Here is a 16,271-nt window from a genome sequence, read left to right as displayed (position 1 = left end):
GTTTGCGCTTCGGCCACGTCCTTGCCGCGCACCGGGCCCAACGCTTCGATTTCTTCCTTGAGCATTTTGCCCGCGCGTTCCGACATGTTCGAGAAGAACAGATCGCGCAGCGTTTCGTTCGCACCTTTGAGGGCGATGGCGAGCTTCGACTTGTCGACCGCGCGCAGCAGCGTCTGCACGCCGCCGGGGTCGAGGCGGCCGAGATCCTCGAACTTGAACATCAGCGCCTTGATCTTCTCGGCCGAGTCCCGGTTGCGTTCCTCCAGCGCCGTCGTGAAGCGCGCTTCGGTCTGGCGGTCGAGGGAGTTGAAGATCTCGGCCATCAACTCGTGCGTATCCTTGCGCGTCGTCTTGGCGAGGTTGGACATGAACTCGTTGCGCAGCACGCGTTCGACGTCGTCGAGCACGTCCTTCTGCACCGTTTCCATACGCAGCATGCGCATCACGACTTCCATCGCGAAGGCTTCGGGCAGCGTGCCCAGCACGCGCGCGGCGTGATCGGCGCGGATCTTCGACAACACGACGGCGACGGTCTGCGGATATTCGTTCTTGAGATAATTCGCGAGGACGCCTTCGTTGACGTTGCCGAGCTTGTCCCACATCGTGCGGCCGGCGGGGCCGCGGATGTCGTCCATGATGTTGGCGACGCGGTTCTTGTCGAGAACCTTGCCGAGCAGGCGCTCGGTCGAATCGAACGTGCCGACCAGCGAGCCGGTGGCCGCGATCTGGTCGGCGAATTCCACGATCAGGCGTTCGATGATCGACGAGTTGACCGTGCCCAGCCCCGCCATGGTCTGGGACAATTCCTTGATTTCGTCGTCGGACATCAGCGCGAAAAGCTTCGCGGCGACTTCCTCGCCCAACGACAAAAGGAGGATCGCGGCCTTTTCCTGGCCGGACAGGGTGCGATAATCGTCGCGAATGCGCATGGGCCGTTCTCGGGCGCGATGAATCCTAGATAAGCCGGTACTTTAGCAGAATTCCGGCGATCTGCGAACAGATCGGAATTCACGCCTGTCGGGCGCAAAAATTGGCCCAGATTTCCCGATATTTGGCCTCGACCGCGCGGGCATAGGCGGCCGCATCGCCGACCGCGGAACGGCGGACGGCCTCACGTAAATTTTCCCGTGCGGAACGGCGCGCGGATGCATCGGCCAGCAGGGTTTCGACGATGCGCACGTAATCGCCGGGGGTGTCGGCAATCCATTCGGCGCGGCCGATCGCGGCCAGGATCGACGCCGACAAGCGGCCCTGGATCGTCCGGCCGCGCAAGGTGACCAGCGGCACGCCCATCCAGAGCGCGTCCAGCGTCGTCAGCCCGCCGCCATAGGGGAAGGGGTCGAGTGCCACGTCGAGGCGCGCGTAGTCGGCGTAGTTCGCCGCGCGATCCGTGGGGCCGACGAGATCGGCTTTCGCCGGATCGATCCCGGCGGCGGCGAGCCGCGCTTCGATCCGCGCGCGCGCGGCCGCTTCGACGATCGTGCGGTCCTTCAGCACCAAGCGCCGCCCCGGCTTGGCGAGCAGCCGCGCCCATAACCGCAACACCGCATCGTCGAGCTTGGCGATGCGGTTGAACGTGCCGATATAAAGCGTGGAATCGTCGCGCGCGGGCCATACGGGTTCGGGCGCGTCCGACGGTGCCGCAAAGAACTGCGCATTGGGCAGGTCCAACGCTTGCTCCGCGAATTCGTCGCGCGAAACGGCGGGCAGCGCCACCTTATCGGTGAACAGAAAATCGATGGCCGAAAGCCCCGTGCCGTTCGCGTCGCCCCAACCCGTGATTTGAAGAGGGGCGGGTTTGCGCGCGAAGACCAGCAGACGATTGCCGCCGGTGTGGCCGGACAGATCGATCAGAATGTCGATACCGTCGTCACGCACTTGGGCGGCGGCCGCCTCCTCGGAAACCCCGCGCCAATCGCGCCAGCGATTCGCGATCGCTTTGAAACGGGCGGTGCGCGCATCGTCGGCGGGATTGCAGGAATAGAGAACGATCTCGACGGCGTTTTTGTCGTGCGCCGCCAAAATCGGCTCGATCACGCCCGCGGCGGCGTGCTCGCGGAAATCGCCGGAGACATAGCCGACGACAAGACGCTTCTTGGGATCGCGCGGATTGGCGTGCGGCCGCCAGGTCGCGCGCAGTGGCTCGGCATAGCGCCGCGCCCAATCCTTGCGCCGTCTCTGGGTTTGCGTGTCGTCGAGATCGGGATCGAAATTCGCCGCGAAGATGGCGCCCGATCCGCCGGCGGGATTGGCGGGGTCGAGTATGGCGGCGCGTTCGAAGGCGGCGCGCGCGTCGTGATGGCGGCCTTGCGCGATTAGCGCCACGCCCAGCGAGATATTCGCCGATGCCGCCAATGGATGCGCGGATGCGGCGAGGGGGCCGAGTAGCTTTTCCGCTTCTTGCGCACGTCCCAACTCGGCGAGCAAGCCGCCATAGTTCAAGATCAACGCGGGATGGGCCGGATCGCGCGCGTGGAGCTTTTCGTAGGCCGTCAGCGCTTCGCCGCCGCGCCCCAGCGCCAGCAGCGTTTGCGCGCGATTGCCCAAGGCCGCGAAATCGTCGGGCAGTTTGGCCAAGGCCGCGTCGAGTTCGGGCAAGGCTTCGGCCGCGCGCGATTGCGCCAGCAAGATCTGGCCAAGGATCGCGTGGGCTTGGGGCACATCGTCGCGATGCGTCATCGCGCCGCGCAATGCCGTCTCGGCCGCGCGCAATTCGCCTTTCTGGGCGAGCAACACGGCGACATTGCACGCGGCTTCGAGGAATTCCGGAACGGCGCGCAACGCCGCGCGGTAGCGATCGAGCGCGCGGCCCGCATCGCCTTTGTTCTGCGCGTCCAGCCCGGCCTGAAAATCGGCGAGCGCTTGGCGGCTTCGGGCTTCGTTCGTATCGGACATCCGAAATCAGACTGGCGCGGGGGAAGGGCGGGATCAAGCGGCTTGCGAGGGATCGAAGCACCGGCCATGCTGCGGCGCGTGGTTTGCAAGACTTCGGACCATCCGGGCGGACGGGGGAATTCCCGCAGCCCTTTTGCCGATCAATCGACAAAGGAGTCCAGGATGAAAAAGATCGTCGCTCTTCTCGCGCTGTCGGCGGCCGTCGCGGCGCCTGCGCTGGCGCAAGCACCCGCCGGTTTGCGCGGCCCCACGCTCGATACGATCAAGGCGCGCGGCCAGTTGATTTGCGGCGTCAACACGGCACTGCCCGGCTTCTCGGCGCCCGACGCGCAAGGCGTGTGGCGCGGGCTCGACGTCGATCTGTGCAAGGCGATCGCCGTCGCCGTGTTCGGCGACGCCAGCAAGGTGCGCTACGTGCCGACGACCTCGCAGCAGCGCTTCGTCGCGCTGCAATCGGGCGAGATCGACGTGCTGACCCGCAACGCCACGCAGACCTATGCGCGCGACGTGTCGCTCGGCCTGCACGAGGCGGGGGTCAATTTCTACGACGGCCAAGGCTTCATCGTACGCAAGGGGGCGAACATCGCCTCGGCCCGTCAGCTCGACGGCGCCACGGTCTGCGTGCAGCCGGGCACGACGACGGAACTCAACCTCGCCGATTATTTCCGCGCGCAGAAAATGAAGTTCACGCCGGTGGTGATCGAGCGGCTGGAGGAAAACATCGCGGCCTATCAGGCTGGCCGCTGCGACGCCTATACGACCGACGCGTCGGGCCTCGCCGCGATCCGCACCAGCCTGGCCGTGCCCGGCGATCACATCATCCTGCCCGAGCGCATTTCGAAGGAACCTTTGGGGCCGATGGTGCGCAAGGGCGACGATCAATGGCTCGCGATCGTCAAATGGACGCTGCGCGCGATGATCGAAGCCGAGGAATACGGCGTCAATCAAGCCAACGTGGACGAGATGCTGAAATCGACCGACCCGGTCGTGCAGCGCGTGCTGGGCGTGCAAGGCGGGTTCGGCGCGATGATGGGCCTCGACAACAAATGGGCCTACAACATCATCAAGCAGATCGGAAATTACGGCGACAGTTTCGAGCGCAACGTGGGCGTCAAAACGCCGCTCGCGCTGGAACGCGGCATCAACGACCTTTGGACCAAAGGCGGGTTGATGTACGCGATCCCGCTGCGTTGACGATGCGCGGTCTCGACCGCACGCTGAAGCTGCCGGGCGGCGAGGCCGTTGCGCAATTCGGGCTCGGCACGTGGCGCATGGGCGAGAGCAAGGCAAGGGCGGCGGGGGAACTCGCCGCCCTTCGCGCTGGGCTCGACGCGGGCGTCAAGCTGATCGATACCGCCGAAATGTATGGCGAGGGCGTGGCCGAGAAAATCGTCGGCCAAGCGATCGCCGGGCGGCGCGACGAAGTCTTCGTCGTTTCCAAAGTCTATCCGCATAACGCGAGCCGGTCGGGTGTCGCGCAAGCTTGCGCGCGCTCGCTCAAACGGCTCGGGACCGACCGGATCGATCTCTATCTGCTGCATTGGCGCGGCAATCATCCGCTCGACGAAACCGTGGCCGGGTTCCAGGATTTGAAGAAGGCGGGCAAAATCCGGCATTGGGGCGTGTCGAATTTCGACGTCGCCGACATGGAGGATCTGTTCGACGCGGGCGGGACGGCCTGCGCCGCCAACCAAATCCTCTACAATCTCGGACGGCGCGCGGCGGAGACGGGCTTGTTCGCGCTTTGCCGCCAGCATCGCATTCCGCTGATGGCCTATTCGCCGCTCGAACAAGGCCGCATCCCCAATTCGCCGGTGCTGGCGAAGATCGCGGCGGCACATAAGGCCACACCGGCGCAGGTGATGCTCGCCTGGGTCGCGCGCCACAAGGACGTGATGGTCATTCCCAAATCGACAAGTACGGCGCATCTCGCCGAGAATATCGCGGCGATGAATCTCGTGCTTTCGGCGGACGATCTCGCCCAAATGGAAACGGCGTTCCCCGCGCCGAAGCGGGAAACGCCGTTGGATATGCTCTGAAAATCGCGCGACGTGCTTACGCGTCGGCGAGTTCGGTTTTCTTTTCCTTCGCCAAAGCGCGGGTGCGTTCGCCGAGCTTGGCCAGCGCACGTTCCTCGAGCTGGCGCACGCGCTCGCGGCTCACGCCGAAGCGCTTCGACAGATCGTCGAGCGTCGCGGGCTCGGCCGCCAGGTTGCGCGCGCGCACGATCTCGCGTTCGCGCGCGTCCAGCGTGGCGAGCGCGCGTTCGACGAGGCCCAAGCGCCAGCGCTTTTCATCGTCGGCTTCGATGCGCGAACCGAAATCGGCGGACGGATCCGCGATTTCGCTCGGCAACACGCTGCCTTTGCCGGTCTCGACGGGGGCGTCGAGCGGCACTACGGCGCCGCGCGTCGCCATCTCGATTTCGGCGACATCGGTCATGCCGAGATTGGTGGCACTGGCGATCTTGCGCCGATCGCCGTCGGTCAGAGTCTTGTCCTGATCGATGCCGAGCTTGCGCTTCACGTTGCCCAGGCCGAAGAGCAGCTTCTTGCGCGCGACCGCCGTGCCGATCGTGACCATCGACCACGACGACAGCAGGAATTCCTGGATCGCGGCCTTGATCCACCACATCGCATAGGTGGACAGACGCACGCCCTTGTCGGGGTCGAAGCGCTTGACCGCGTGCATCAGGCCGATATTGCCCTCCGCGATCAGGTCGTGCATCGGCAGGCCGTAGCCGCGATATTTCCACGCCATCTTCACGACGAGGCGAAGATGCGAGGTGACGAGCTTGTGCGCGGCCTTCACGTCCTGCGCGTCGCGGAAGGCGCGGGCAAGGGCGCGCTCCTCCTCGACTTCGAGGATCGGGAACTTGCCGATCTCGGCCATATACTGCGCGAGTTCGCCGCGCTGGGATTTCGGCGAAAAACCGCTCCGGGGAGCGTAAATGGTCGGCAATCCGACCGTCGGTGCGAATGACATGAAATCACCCTCCTAGGCATGATCTCGTAACGGACCCCATCTGGGCATCCGAGTAAGACGAAAGTAAGGCGTCACCCCCGCTTTTTCAAGGCACCATTTTAACGAAGGTTAACAAAAGAGGGCGCCGAGCCACCCTTAACCTATTGATTTGTATACGCCGTAGGGGTCGTGTTAGAGGCCCCTTATGGCCCTATCGATCCGCCTGCTGGAACAAACCGTAACACGCGACGCCGCCGCCGCCGCCCTGGCCGGGCTGGCGCTCGAAGCCGCGTCGGAAGGCCTCGCCTTGGATCTAACGGCCCAGGCGGGAAGCTTATTCGCCGCCTTCGACGAAGGGCGTTTGGTCGGCGCGGCGGTTCTGGAACTGGACGGGCGCGACGGCCGCGATCATGCGGCGCGTCTCGTCACGTTGATCGTCGGCCGCGCGGATCGCCGCCAAGGGGCGGGGCGTGCCCTGGCGACCAATGCCATCGCCCATGCGATCGCCAAGGGCCGCAGCGCCATCGCGTTCGAAACGCCGGCGGGCGGTGCGGGCGAATCCCTCGCGCGAAATCTCGGCTTTCGCAGCGTCGGCATTCGGCCGGATACGTGGCGCGATGCCGATGGCGGAAGTATCGCGGCAGCGCTTCTGCATCTGGATTTGCGGGGCAACGAATTGCCCGACATCTCGCCCTTCCGCCTGCGCACGGCGCGCGATGCGGACTCGCCCGCGATCATCGACCATATCGCCGCGATCTGGGCCGAGTATCCGGGTTGCGTGATGGATCTCGACGAAGAAAGCGATCTGAAAGCGGTCGCCACGAACTACGCCGCCGAAGGGGGCGCGATCTGGGTCGCGGAAGACGCGAAGGGCAAGCTCGCCGCCACGATCGCGATCAGCCCGTGCGAGGCCGCCCCCGGCGGTATCAAGCTCGGGCGGCTTTACGTCGCCAAATGGGCGCGGCGCCAAGGCCTCGCGGCCAAGCTGCTCGACTTCGCCGAGCGTGCGGCGCGCGCCCGTGGCGCGAGCTTCATGGAACTTTGGAGCGATACGCGCTTCAAGGAAGCCCATGAATTCTACGAAGCGCGCGGCTATACGCGCCTGCCGGGCGAACGCGCATTGCGCGATGCCTCCGACAGTTACGAATATCACTATCGAAAGGCGCTTTAAGCGCCGCGATCGATCGCTTCCCAGGATTGCTTCTTGCGATAGATCGTCGACGGGCTGATTTCCAGGAACGCCGCCGCGCGCGGAATATTGCCGTCGCAAGACGCGATGGCCGCCTCGATCGTCTCACGCTCGGTGATCCATAGCGGGCGGATCGCAGGCTTGGCGCCGGCGGGCAGCGGGGCCGGGGTGGTTTGCGCCGCGTCTTGCGCCTTGGACGGCACGCTTTGCAAGGCGCTTTCGGCCAGATGCAGCGGCAGCATGTCGGCGCGCACGATCTCGCCTTCATGCAGCACGACGACCGAGCGCATCACGTTCTCGATCTCGCGCACATTGCCGGGCCAGCCATAGGTGCGCAGCGCGTATTCGGCGGCCGGGTCGATGTCGCGGAATTGCTTTCCTTCTTCCGCCGCAAAACGACGCAGCGCATGGCGCGCGAGCAAGACCGCGTCGTCCTCGCGTTCGCGCACCGGCGGCAACGCGATCGAGATGACGTTCAAGCGGAAAAACAAATCCTCGCGCAGGCGCCCGGCCTGCACGTCCAAACGCGGATCGCGCGGGCCGCCGCACACGATGCGCGCGTCGGACGGGACCTGCGCCGCCCCGCCCTCGCTTTCGACCATGCCGGTTTCGAGCCAGCGCAGCAGCTTGGTCTGAAGGCCGATTTCCAATTCCGCGACGTCTTCGAGATAGAGCGTGCCGCCATGCGCACGGGCGATGGCGCCGCCGCGCGGCTCGCCGTCGCGGCCGAACAATTCCGCCCCTTGCAGGGCTTTGGGGATCGTCGCGCAGGATAGCGCCACGAACGGCCCGGCGGCGCGTTGCGAGCGGCGATGGATCGCGTCGGCGCAAACTTCCTTGCCGGTGCCGCTTTCGCCGACCACGAAGATCGGCGCGGTGCTGGGCCCAGCACTATCGACGATGCGATAGACGCGTTGCATGGGCAGGGCCGCACCCACCAAACCGAAATAACGGTTACGGCCGAATTCGCTTTCGTAGGTTTCGACCGCGGCACGCAAGCGCCGGCGTTCGAGCGCGTTGCGCATCGTGACCAGCAGGCGGTCGCGCGCGAAGGGTTTCACGACGAAATCGAAGGCACCTTCGCGCATCGCCTCGACCGCGACGGCCAGCGTGCCGGTCGCGGTGACGACCAGCGTTTCGACCGGCAGATCCTGGCGCTTCACCTCTTTCAGCACCGACAAGCCGTTGCCGTCGGGCAGATTAAGGTCGAGCACGACCGCGTCGAAATGTTCCGACCCGAGCAACGACAACGCGGCCGCAACCGTACCGGCGGTCTTCACGCGATAATCGGCCGACCGTAGATATTCCTCGTACAGGGCAGCGGTCGATTCGGAATCCTCGACCACAAGCACGGCAGGGGAGGCGCGCATTGCGGCTTTGATGGCCGATGCGGTGGGAAGTTCGTCATCCATACCCGTATATTGTCCGCGATAAGCCCCCGCCGCTTCAAGGGTATTTCGCGGCGGGCCTTCCCTTTGTCGCGAAAGGGCTCTAGGTTCCCATCGATAACGCACCCGTCGAAAAGCGGGGCGGCGAACAGGGTAGCGGACAGGGTCTGGACGGGTGGAGTATTTCCTCCAGCAATTGATCAACGGGCTGACGCTCGGGGCGATCTATGGCCTCATCGCGATCGGCTACACGATGGTTTACGGCATTGTGGGAATGATCAATTTCGCCCATGGCGAAATCTATATGATCGGCGCGTTCGTCTCGCTGGTCGCTTTCACGATCCTGGGGACCTTCGCCTTCGCCAATCCGGTTCTGGCGATCCTGATCGTGCTGATCGCGGCGATCGTGTTCACTTGCGCCTATGGTTGGACGGTCGAACGGATCGCCTATCGTCCGTTGCGCGGGTCGTTCCGCTTGGCGCCGCTGATTTCGGCGATCGGCGTGTCCATTTTCCTGCAGAACTATGTGCATCTGCTTCAGGGCGCCAAGATGAAGCCCTTGCAGCCGATCGTCACCGGCGGCTTCGTGATGACGGGCGATGGCAGCTTCCCGGTCCGCATCACCTATCTACAGATCGGCATCATCATTGCGACCGTCGTTCTGATGGCCGGGTTCACGCTGTTGATCCACAAGACGAAGCTCGGCCGCGCGCAGCGCGCCTGCGAGCAGGACCGCAAGATGGCGGCGTTGCTGGGTGTGAACGTCGACCGCACGATTTCCATCACCTTCGTGATGGGGGCAGCACTTGCCGCCGTCGCGGGATTGATCTTCACACTCTATTACGGCGCGGTGGATTTCTTCATCGGCTTCCTGGCGGGGCTCAAGGCCTTCACCGCCGCCGTGCTCGGCGGAATCGGCTCGCTGCCCGGCGCCATGCTGGGCGGGTTGCTGATCGGCTTGATCGAGGCGTTTTGGTCGGCCCATTTCCCGATCGCTTATAAAGATGTCGCTGTGTTCGGCATTCTGGTGATCGTGCTGATCTTCCGGCCGACCGGGCTGCTCGGCCGCCCGGACGTGGAAAAGGTCTAACGCATGCCGTTTCCGCAGGCCCTGCGCGAAGCGTTGATGGCGGCCTTTGTGGCCCTGATGCTGGCGGTTCCGCTGATCGGCTTCCGCTTGGCCGACACGATGCAAGGCCTCGCCATCGAAACGCGTTTCGATTGGGTGGCGTGGGGCGTCGGCGCCGTGTTCGCCGGCCGCCTTCTTTTGGGCGTGTTGCGCGGGCGCGGGAATCCGTTCGGCCTTGCGGTCAAACTGCCCGCCTTGCCGCCCAATGCCAGCACGATGTTCGCGCTGGTGCTGGGCGTGTTCGCACTTGTGTTGCCCTTCACGCCGCTGGGCGATCGCTACACGGTCGAACTCGCCATCACGGTGCTGATTTATGTGATGCTCGGCTGGGGGCTCAACATCGTCGTCGGGCTCGCGGGGCTTCTCGATCTCGGCTACGTCGCCTTCTACGCCGTGGGCGCCTATTCCTACGCGCTGTTCGCGATCAATTTCGGCTGGTCGTTCTGGCTGTGCCTGCCGATCGCCGGCGTGCTGGCGGCGATGTTCGGCGTGATGCTCGGCTTTCCGGTGTTGCGCTTGCGCGGCGATTATCTCGCCATCGTCACGCTCGGCTTCGGCGAAATGATCCGCGTCATTCTGCTGAACTGGAAGGAATTCTCGGGCGGGTCGGCGGGGCTCACCTCGATCCCGCGCCCCAGCTTCTTCGGCTTTCCGTTTACGGCAAATCCGGAGCCGGGCCAGACCGCCTTCCACGAATTGTTCGGCCTCGAATTCTCGCCGCTTCAGCGCATCATCTTCCTCTACTATCTGATCTTCGCGCTGGCGCTGCTGACGAATTTCTTCACGCTGCGCATGCGCAAGCTGCCGATCGGCCGCGCCTGGGAAGCGTTGCGCGAGGATGAAATCGCATGCCGGGCGCTGGGCATCAATCCGACCAACGTGAAGCTCTCGGCCTTCGCGCTGGGCGCCATGTTCGGCGGTTTCGCGGGCGCCTTCTTCGCCACGCGTCAGGGCTTCATCAGCCCCGAAAGCTTCAACTTCATCGAAAGTGCCGTCATCCTCGCGATCGTCGTGCTCGGCGGGATGGGCAGCCAGTTGGGCGTGGTCATCGCCGCCGCCTTCCTGATCTTGATCCCGGAATTGCTGCGCGATTTTTCGCAGTACCGCATGATCATGTTCGGCTTCGCCATGGTGCTGATCATGCTGTGGCGTCCGCAAGGCCTCGTGTCGCATCGCGAGCCCTCCATTCGATTGGGGGCGAAAGCATGAGCCTGCTGACGGTCGAACATCTCACCATCCGCTTCGGCGGCCTCGTCGCCGTCGATGACGTGAGTTTCGCGGCGGAGGATGGCCGCATCACCGCGATCATCGGGCCGAACGGAGCGGGGAAGACGACCGTCTTCAATTGCCTGACCGGTTTCTACAAGCCCGATGTCGGGCGCATGTGCCTCAATCGCGACGGTCAGGAATTCCTGCTGGAGCGGATGGACGGGTTCCGCATCGCCGGCCAAGCGGGTGTCGCCCGCACCTTCCAGAATATCCGCCTGTTCCCGCGCATGACGGTGCTGGAGAATTTGCTGGTCGCGCAGCACAACACGCTGCATCGCGCATCGTTCCACACGCTCGCCGGGTTGCTGGGCCTCGCGCGCTATCGCGACGCGGAGAAAGCGGCGGTCGCGCGCGCATCCGAATGGCTCGAACGCGTCGGCTTGCGCCATTTGGCGGACGACGAGGCGGGCAGCCTGCCCTATGGCGATCAGCGGCGCCTGGAAATCGCGCGCGCGATGTGCACGAACCCGCGGCTTCTGTGCTTGGACGAGCCCGCCGCCGGGTTGAACCCGAAGGAATCGGCCGATCTGGCCGCGCTGATCCGCGACATCAAGGCGCGCGAGAAAATCGCCGTGCTGCTGATCGAACACGACATGAGCGTCGTGATGGAGATTTCCGATCATATCGTCGTGCTCGATCACGGCGCCAAGATCGCCGAAGGCAACCCGGCGCAGATCCGCGTCGATCCCGCCGTCATCGCCGCCTATCTCGGCACGGACGAGGAGGACGCGGCGTGACGACCTTGTTGTCGATCGAGCGCGTCAAGGCGCGCTACGGCCCGGTCGAAGCCTTGCGCGGCGTGTCGCTGACCGTCGACGAGGGCGAGATCGTGGCGTTGATCGGCGCCAACGGGGCGGGCAAATCGACGCTGCTGATGACGATTTGCGGCGCGCCGAAGGCGGCCGAAGGCCGTATCGTCTATGCGGGGCAGGACATCACCGGCACCGATCTGCACGACATGGTGAAGCTCGGCATCGCCCAATCGCCCGAGGGGCGGCGCATTTTCCCGCGCATGACGGTGCTCGAGAATTTGCAGATGGGTGCCTATCTGGGCGACGAGCGCAATCTTTCCGGCGATCTGGAGCGCATGTTCGCGCTGTTCCCGCGTCTGGCCGAACGCAAGACCCAGCGCGCGGGCACGATGTCGGGCGGCGAACAGCAGATGCTGGCGATCGGCCGCGCGCTGATGTCGCGCCCGCGCCTCTTGTTGCTCGACGAGCCGTCTTTGGGCCTCGCCCCCTTGCTTGTCGCCCAGATTTTCGCGACGATCCGCGAGATCAACCGCGCGCAGGGCGTGACCGTCCTGCTGGTCGAGCAAAACGCGTATCACGCGTTGCGCCTGGCCCATCGCGGTTACGTGCTCGTCAACGGCGAGATCCGCATGAGCGGGACCGGTCAATCGCTTCTCGACGACCCCGATATCCGCAAGGCGTATCTCGCCGGCGGGCACGGGTGAGGGGGTAACCGATGGGCGTCGCACTGGGCGAATTTTTGGGCATCACGATCGTCTTGTTCGGGGGCGCCTCGTTCCTGATGGGGCAGGCGATCGCGCAGACCTGGCGCCCGTGGTGGCAGATCGTGCCCTATTCGCTGCTGCTGGCGCTGTCGAACCGCTTTCTGTCCTACGCGTTGTTCGAAGGCGAGTTGACGTCGCTTTTCCTGTTCCTGCTCGACTGGGCCGTGCTGGGGGCGCTGGCCGCGTTCGGTTTCCGCGCGACCCAGGTGCGCCTCATGACCCGCCAATACCCGTGGCTCTACGAGCAAGACGGGCTGCTCGGCTGGCGCGACCGCGCCGGCCAATCCGCTTCCGCGACCGGATCCCCGGACCGGTCCCGGACCTGACAACCTTCCGAGGGAACTCCAGAGAGGGAGATCGAACCATGACCATTATGAAGCGCAGAGACCTTCTGAAAGCCGGCGGCGGCTTGGCCGTTGCTTCGCTCGCCGCACCGGGGATCGCGTTCGGCCAAGGCGGCGCGCTGACGATCGGCGTCGCCGGTCCCTTCACCGGCCCCAACGCCGCGTTCGGCGAACAGATGCGCCGGGGTGCCGCTCTCGCGGTCGCCGACCTCAACGCCGCGGGCGGCGTGCTCGGCCGCCAGATGACCGCCGTGTTCGAAGACGACGCCTCGGACGCCAACCAGGCGCGCGCGGCGGCCAACCGTCTGGCGCAGCGCCGCGTGCCGTTCGTGCTCGGCCATTTCAACTCGTCGTGCTCGATCCCGGCCTCGGAAGTCTATGCCGAGGAAGGCATCCTGCAGATCTCGCCGGCCTCGACCAACCCGGTCCTGACCGATCGCGGTCCGAAGTTCCGCAGCGTGTTCCGCGTCTGCGGCCGCGACGACCAGCAAGGTGCGGTCGCCGGCGCCTGGATCGCCCAGCGTTACGCGGGCAAGGCCGTCGCTGTCATTCACGACAAGACGACCTATGGCCAAGGCCTCGCCGACGAAACCAAGAAGGCGATCAACGGCCGCGGCCTGACCGAGCGTCTTTATGACGGCGTGTCGGTGGGCGACAAGGACTTCACCGCGCTCATCACGCGCATGAAGTCGCTGAACGTCGAATGCATCTATTTCGGCGGTCTGCACACCGAAGCCGCGTTGCTCGTGCGTCAGGCGCGCGAACAGGGCCTCGCCGCCCAGCTCGTCTCGGGCGACGGCATCGTCTCGGCCGAGTTCGCGACCATCGCGGGCCGCGCGTCGGACGGCGTCATCATGACCTTCGACAGCGATCCGCGGAAGAACCCGGCCGCCGCCGGCGTCGTGGCGAAGTTCAAGGCGCAGAACTACGACCCGGAAGGCTACACGCTGCTGTCCTATGCGGGCGTGCAAGTCTTCGCCGCGGCGGCGAAGGCGTCGAACGGCACGGCGGTCGCGGGCTTGATCGCGAATCTGCACGGCAAGTCGGTCGATACCGTGATCGGCAGCCTCAGCTTCGACAACAAGGGCGACCTGACGAAGCCGAACTACGTGTTCTACCAATGGAAAGATGGCAAGTACGCGGAGATGTGATCCTCGCGTATCGTCGCCTTTATGGCAAAACGGGAAACGGGGCCGGGCGACCGGCCCCGTTTTTCGTTGGGGCGGTCCTACATCCCCAAGCCCGACAGGTCGCACGCGAGATCCGTGTAGCCCGGATCGGTGACGAGCGCGCGGATGCGCGCGCGCCCCGCGATCATCAGCCGGTAGTCGGTCGCGGCCCCCTCCGCGTTCGTGCGTCGCGCGCCCCGTGCCACGACATCGTAGCCGTGAACGTCGAAACCGTAGCGATCGGCGATGCGCGGCTGGCCGATCGACACGGTGAAGGACCATGTCCAATGCGCGACGGTCCACAGATGCAGCATGCGCATGATCGCGGGCACCAGCATGCGCGGCGCCTTGTCGTGCGCCCAGAGCGACGAGCCCCAGGCCACGGGCACGTCGCGAATGCCCTCGGCCATCGCGCCGAACGACGCGAAACGCTGGCCTTCGGGCAAACGATCCGGGCGTTCGGCCAGCGCCGTCTGATGCGCGAGATTGTCGGCGAGCGAGCCTTCGAGCCAGCGTAAGCGCGACGCGGCACAACCCCAAACCTCGCCCGCCGGGTTCAGCATATAGACGACGAAGGTGTCGTTTTCGGTGGCGCCGGGGTTGAGATGCGGATCGCACGGTTCCGCGAGTTTCGCCCAGCGCGGATCGGCTAGGTTGTGGCGGAATTCCGCCAGCGTTTCCAAATCGAAGCCGACGCGGGGCACGAAGCCGGCTTCCTCCAGAACGGCGCAGAGCGGCGGGGCGACCCGCGCCGAGAGCAGGCGTCGCGCTTCGGGCGGCAACGCCTTGGGGTTCCACGCGTCCAGGAAATGGGGAAGCGTGGTGAGGTCGGTGCGATTCAGAACATCCATAACTCCTTCGTCTTTCTCTCGGGAAAAGGAGCCCGCGCCGCCGCAGCGGTCGGGCAGCCGAGGGCGGGCGCGCGAAGGGGGCGCCGCGAAGGCGGAAATGGCCGCCGGTTCAACCGCGCCGTCACACGCGAGTATTGGTTGTCAGTATGGTCAACGGAAACTTGTATTCAACGGGATTCTTAAGGTTGCGTCGTTCATGGACGCATCAACTCCCGTTGGGCGCGCCCCTAAAGGGGCGTTCAATTGTAGGCGGTAAGGCCGACGACCTGGACCAGCGTCACAACCTGGCGCGTGCCGTCGGGGCCGCGCCGTCCGGCGGCGGCCACGCGCCGATAACGGCCGCGCAAGCCGTTCATCGGAATGTCCATCTCGCGATAGACGGTGCCCTCGGCGCAGGCTTCCAGCACATGGGCGCGGACCATGCGCGCATAGGCGAGGTCGTCGCGCTCCAGCACGTTGCGCCCGATGATCGACGACCGGTCGACCGCGAGCGACGCGCCCGCCCAGAGCGACATGACGTTCTCGCCGTCGACATGGAACAGCGCGCAACGATCGGCCATGCCGCCGCGCAGCGCGTAGCTGGCGATGTCGTCGATATTGCCGGCCGCTTCGCGCGCGAATTGGCCGAGCAGCGGATCCTCGATGCTGTCGAGCGACAACCGGTCGATGACCCAAGGGTGTGCGCGCGACGCAAGCGCCGAGGCGGCGTCGGCCGCCGTCTCCTCCAGCAGATTGATCGCGATGCGCACGTTCAACGGCTGGTCGTTGACCAGCACCATCGCCTCGGTCCCGAAGCATTCGCGCAGATGCTTGGCGCAGGCGAGCAGCGCCTTGTGCGACGCCGCCTCGCGTTCGTAGGTCACGCGGATGCCCTGGCGCAGTACCCCGCCCAGCGAGCGCAGACCGTAGCCGACGGCGTCGATCGTGCCCGGAAGACGATAGGCAAGGCGCAAAGCCGTGGCCGGATCGGGAGCGGCGTGGACCTTGTCGCCGTAAGGCGGGTACCACCAATCGGAATCGGGCCGCGAGGGCGACAGGCGCACCGCCGCTTCCTGGATGCGCGCGCGCATATCGTCGGCGGCTTGGCCGATGCCGGTCACTTCGCCGATGAAGGCGTCGCCGTCGGGCAGCGACTTGGCGATCGCCACGACATAAGCGAGGTCCATCTTCTCGGACTCGCCCCGGCGCAAACGGCCCAACACCTTCTCGTGGCAGCCGGCATAGCGCGCGGCTTCCTTGAGCTCGATTCGCCGGCGGGCCAATGCCTCGAAGAATCGCTCGCTCAGCGACGCGCGCAATTTGTCGACATTGACGGGTTTGGCGGTCGCCATCGAATCAGTGTGGTCCGGCAAGGGATTGACGGCGCTTAGTATGGCAGGGGAGGCCGTCAGAGCAAGGTTTCCGGCGTGCATAGGTAGGCAATCACATCCCCGGGTATGTATTCGGGCGGCGGAATTTTTGTGACCGCGCCGGCGCAAGATTTTTGGCGCGCCCTTTCGGGTGTCGGAATTTTCCATTTCCAGGCAATCGGTTGCACGAATTTCGGGCGATCGCCGC

General features: G+C 65.3%; 15 protein-coding genes. 9 read left to right on the top strand and 6 right to left on the bottom strand.

The window, feature by feature from the left end; all coding sequences use genetic code 11:
• Both fliG and J0H39_24890 read right to left on the bottom strand, forming a co-directional pair.
• A partial coding sequence (gene fliG / locus J0H39_24895) for a flagellar motor switch protein FliG (GenBank protein MBN9500001.1) occupies positions 1 to 929 on the bottom strand: 929 nt, incomplete at its 3' end.
• Between the two features lie 79 nt (positions 930 to 1,008).
• Complete coding sequence (locus tag J0H39_24890; protein ID MBN9500000.1) at positions 1,009 to 2,895, bottom strand: tetratricopeptide repeat protein; 1,887 nt, start codon at positions 2,893 to 2,895, stop codon at positions 1,009 to 1,011.
• Between the two features lie 162 nt (positions 2,896 to 3,057).
• Between J0H39_24890 and J0H39_24885 the strand changes: the two genes are divergently transcribed.
• Positions 3,058 to 4,089 (top strand): amino acid ABC transporter substrate-binding protein, encoded by a 1,032-nt coding sequence (locus tag J0H39_24885; GenBank protein MBN9499999.1) that lies wholly within the window; start codon positions 3,058 to 3,060, stop codon positions 4,087 to 4,089.
• A gap of 2 nt (positions 4,090 to 4,091) precedes the next feature.
• Positions 4,092 to 4,934 (top strand): aldo/keto reductase, encoded by an 843-nt coding sequence (locus J0H39_24880; protein ID MBN9499998.1) that lies wholly within the window; start codon positions 4,092 to 4,094, stop codon positions 4,932 to 4,934.
• Positions 4,935 to 4,950: 16 nt separating this feature from the next.
• On the opposite strand, the gene J0H39_24875 is transcribed toward J0H39_24880, so the two are convergent.
• Positions 4,951 to 5,880, bottom strand: a complete 930-nt coding sequence (locus J0H39_24875; GenBank protein ID MBN9499997.1) for an RNA polymerase factor sigma-32 — start codon at positions 5,878 to 5,880, stop codon at positions 4,951 to 4,953.
• Positions 5,881 to 6,064: 184 nt separating this feature from the next.
• Between J0H39_24875 and J0H39_24870 the strand changes: the two genes are divergently transcribed.
• Positions 6,065 to 7,030, top strand: coding sequence for a GNAT family N-acetyltransferase (locus J0H39_24870; protein ID MBN9499996.1), 966 nt, complete (start codon positions 6,065 to 6,067; stop codon positions 7,028 to 7,030).
• On the opposite strand, the gene J0H39_24865 is transcribed toward J0H39_24870, so the two are convergent.
• Positions 7,027 to 8,418, bottom strand: coding sequence for a sigma-54-dependent Fis family transcriptional regulator (locus J0H39_24865; protein ID MBN9499995.1), 1,392 nt, complete (start codon positions 8,416 to 8,418; stop codon positions 7,027 to 7,029). The two genes, J0H39_24870 and J0H39_24865, sit on opposite strands and share 4 nt — an antisense overlap.
• Positions 8,419 to 8,611: 193 nt before the next feature.
• Here J0H39_24865 and J0H39_24860 point away from each other — a divergent pair, with 193 nt between their 5' ends.
• Genes J0H39_24860 through J0H39_24835 form a run of 6 tightly spaced genes read left to right on the top strand, consistent with a single transcriptional unit; the run spans position 8,612 to position 13,845 of the window.
• Entirely contained in the window at positions 8,612 to 9,526 is a 915-nt protein-coding gene (locus tag J0H39_24860; GenBank protein MBN9499994.1) for a branched-chain amino acid ABC transporter permease LivH, read from the top strand.
• Between the two features lie 3 nt (positions 9,527 to 9,529).
• Complete coding sequence (gene livM, locus J0H39_24855) at positions 9,530 to 10,774, top strand: high-affinity branched-chain amino acid ABC transporter permease LivM (GenBank protein ID MBN9499993.1); 1,245 nt, start codon at positions 9,530 to 9,532, stop codon at positions 10,772 to 10,774.
• Positions 10,771 to 11,571: an ABC transporter ATP-binding protein gene (locus J0H39_24850; protein ID MBN9499992.1), complete on the top strand. Its 801-nt coding sequence runs from the start codon at positions 10,771 to 10,773 to the stop codon at positions 11,569 to 11,571. The genes livM and J0H39_24850 overlap by 4 nt, the downstream gene beginning before the upstream one ends.
• A 5-nt stretch (positions 11,572 to 11,576) precedes the next feature.
• Positions 11,577 to 12,290, top strand: a complete 714-nt coding sequence (locus J0H39_24845) for an ABC transporter ATP-binding protein (GenBank protein MBN9499991.1) — start codon at positions 11,577 to 11,579, stop codon at positions 12,288 to 12,290.
• A gap of 11 nt (positions 12,291 to 12,301) precedes the next feature.
• Positions 12,302 to 12,676, top strand: coding sequence for a hypothetical protein (locus tag J0H39_24840; protein MBN9499990.1), 375 nt, complete (start codon positions 12,302 to 12,304; stop codon positions 12,674 to 12,676).
• 47 nt (positions 12,677 to 12,723) lie between these two features.
• Positions 12,724 to 13,845, top strand: a complete 1,122-nt coding sequence (locus J0H39_24835; GenBank protein MBN9499989.1) for a branched-chain amino acid ABC transporter substrate-binding protein — start codon at positions 12,724 to 12,726, stop codon at positions 13,843 to 13,845.
• 77 nt (positions 13,846 to 13,922) lie between these two features.
• Here the strand turns inward: J0H39_24835 and J0H39_24830 are convergent, their stop codons facing one another.
• Together J0H39_24830 and J0H39_24825 are read right to left on the bottom strand one after the other, a co-directional pair.
• Positions 13,923 to 14,714, bottom strand: a complete 792-nt coding sequence (locus J0H39_24830; protein MBN9499988.1) for a hypothetical protein — start codon at positions 14,712 to 14,714, stop codon at positions 13,923 to 13,925.
• Positions 14,715 to 14,953: 239 nt separating this feature from the next.
• Positions 14,954 to 16,045: a hypothetical protein gene (locus J0H39_24825; GenBank protein MBN9499987.1), complete on the bottom strand. Its 1,092-nt coding sequence runs from the start codon at positions 16,043 to 16,045 to the stop codon at positions 14,954 to 14,956.
• Between the last annotated feature and the right edge of the window lie 226 nt (positions 16,046 to 16,271).

The organism is Alphaproteobacteria bacterium (assembly GCA_017308135.1).
Taxonomy (GTDB): Bacteria; Pseudomonadota; Alphaproteobacteria; order CACIAM-22H2; family CACIAM-22H2; genus Tagaea.
Note: the sequence above shows the minus strand (reverse complement) of the source record. Positions and strands in the feature narration are given on the sequence as shown.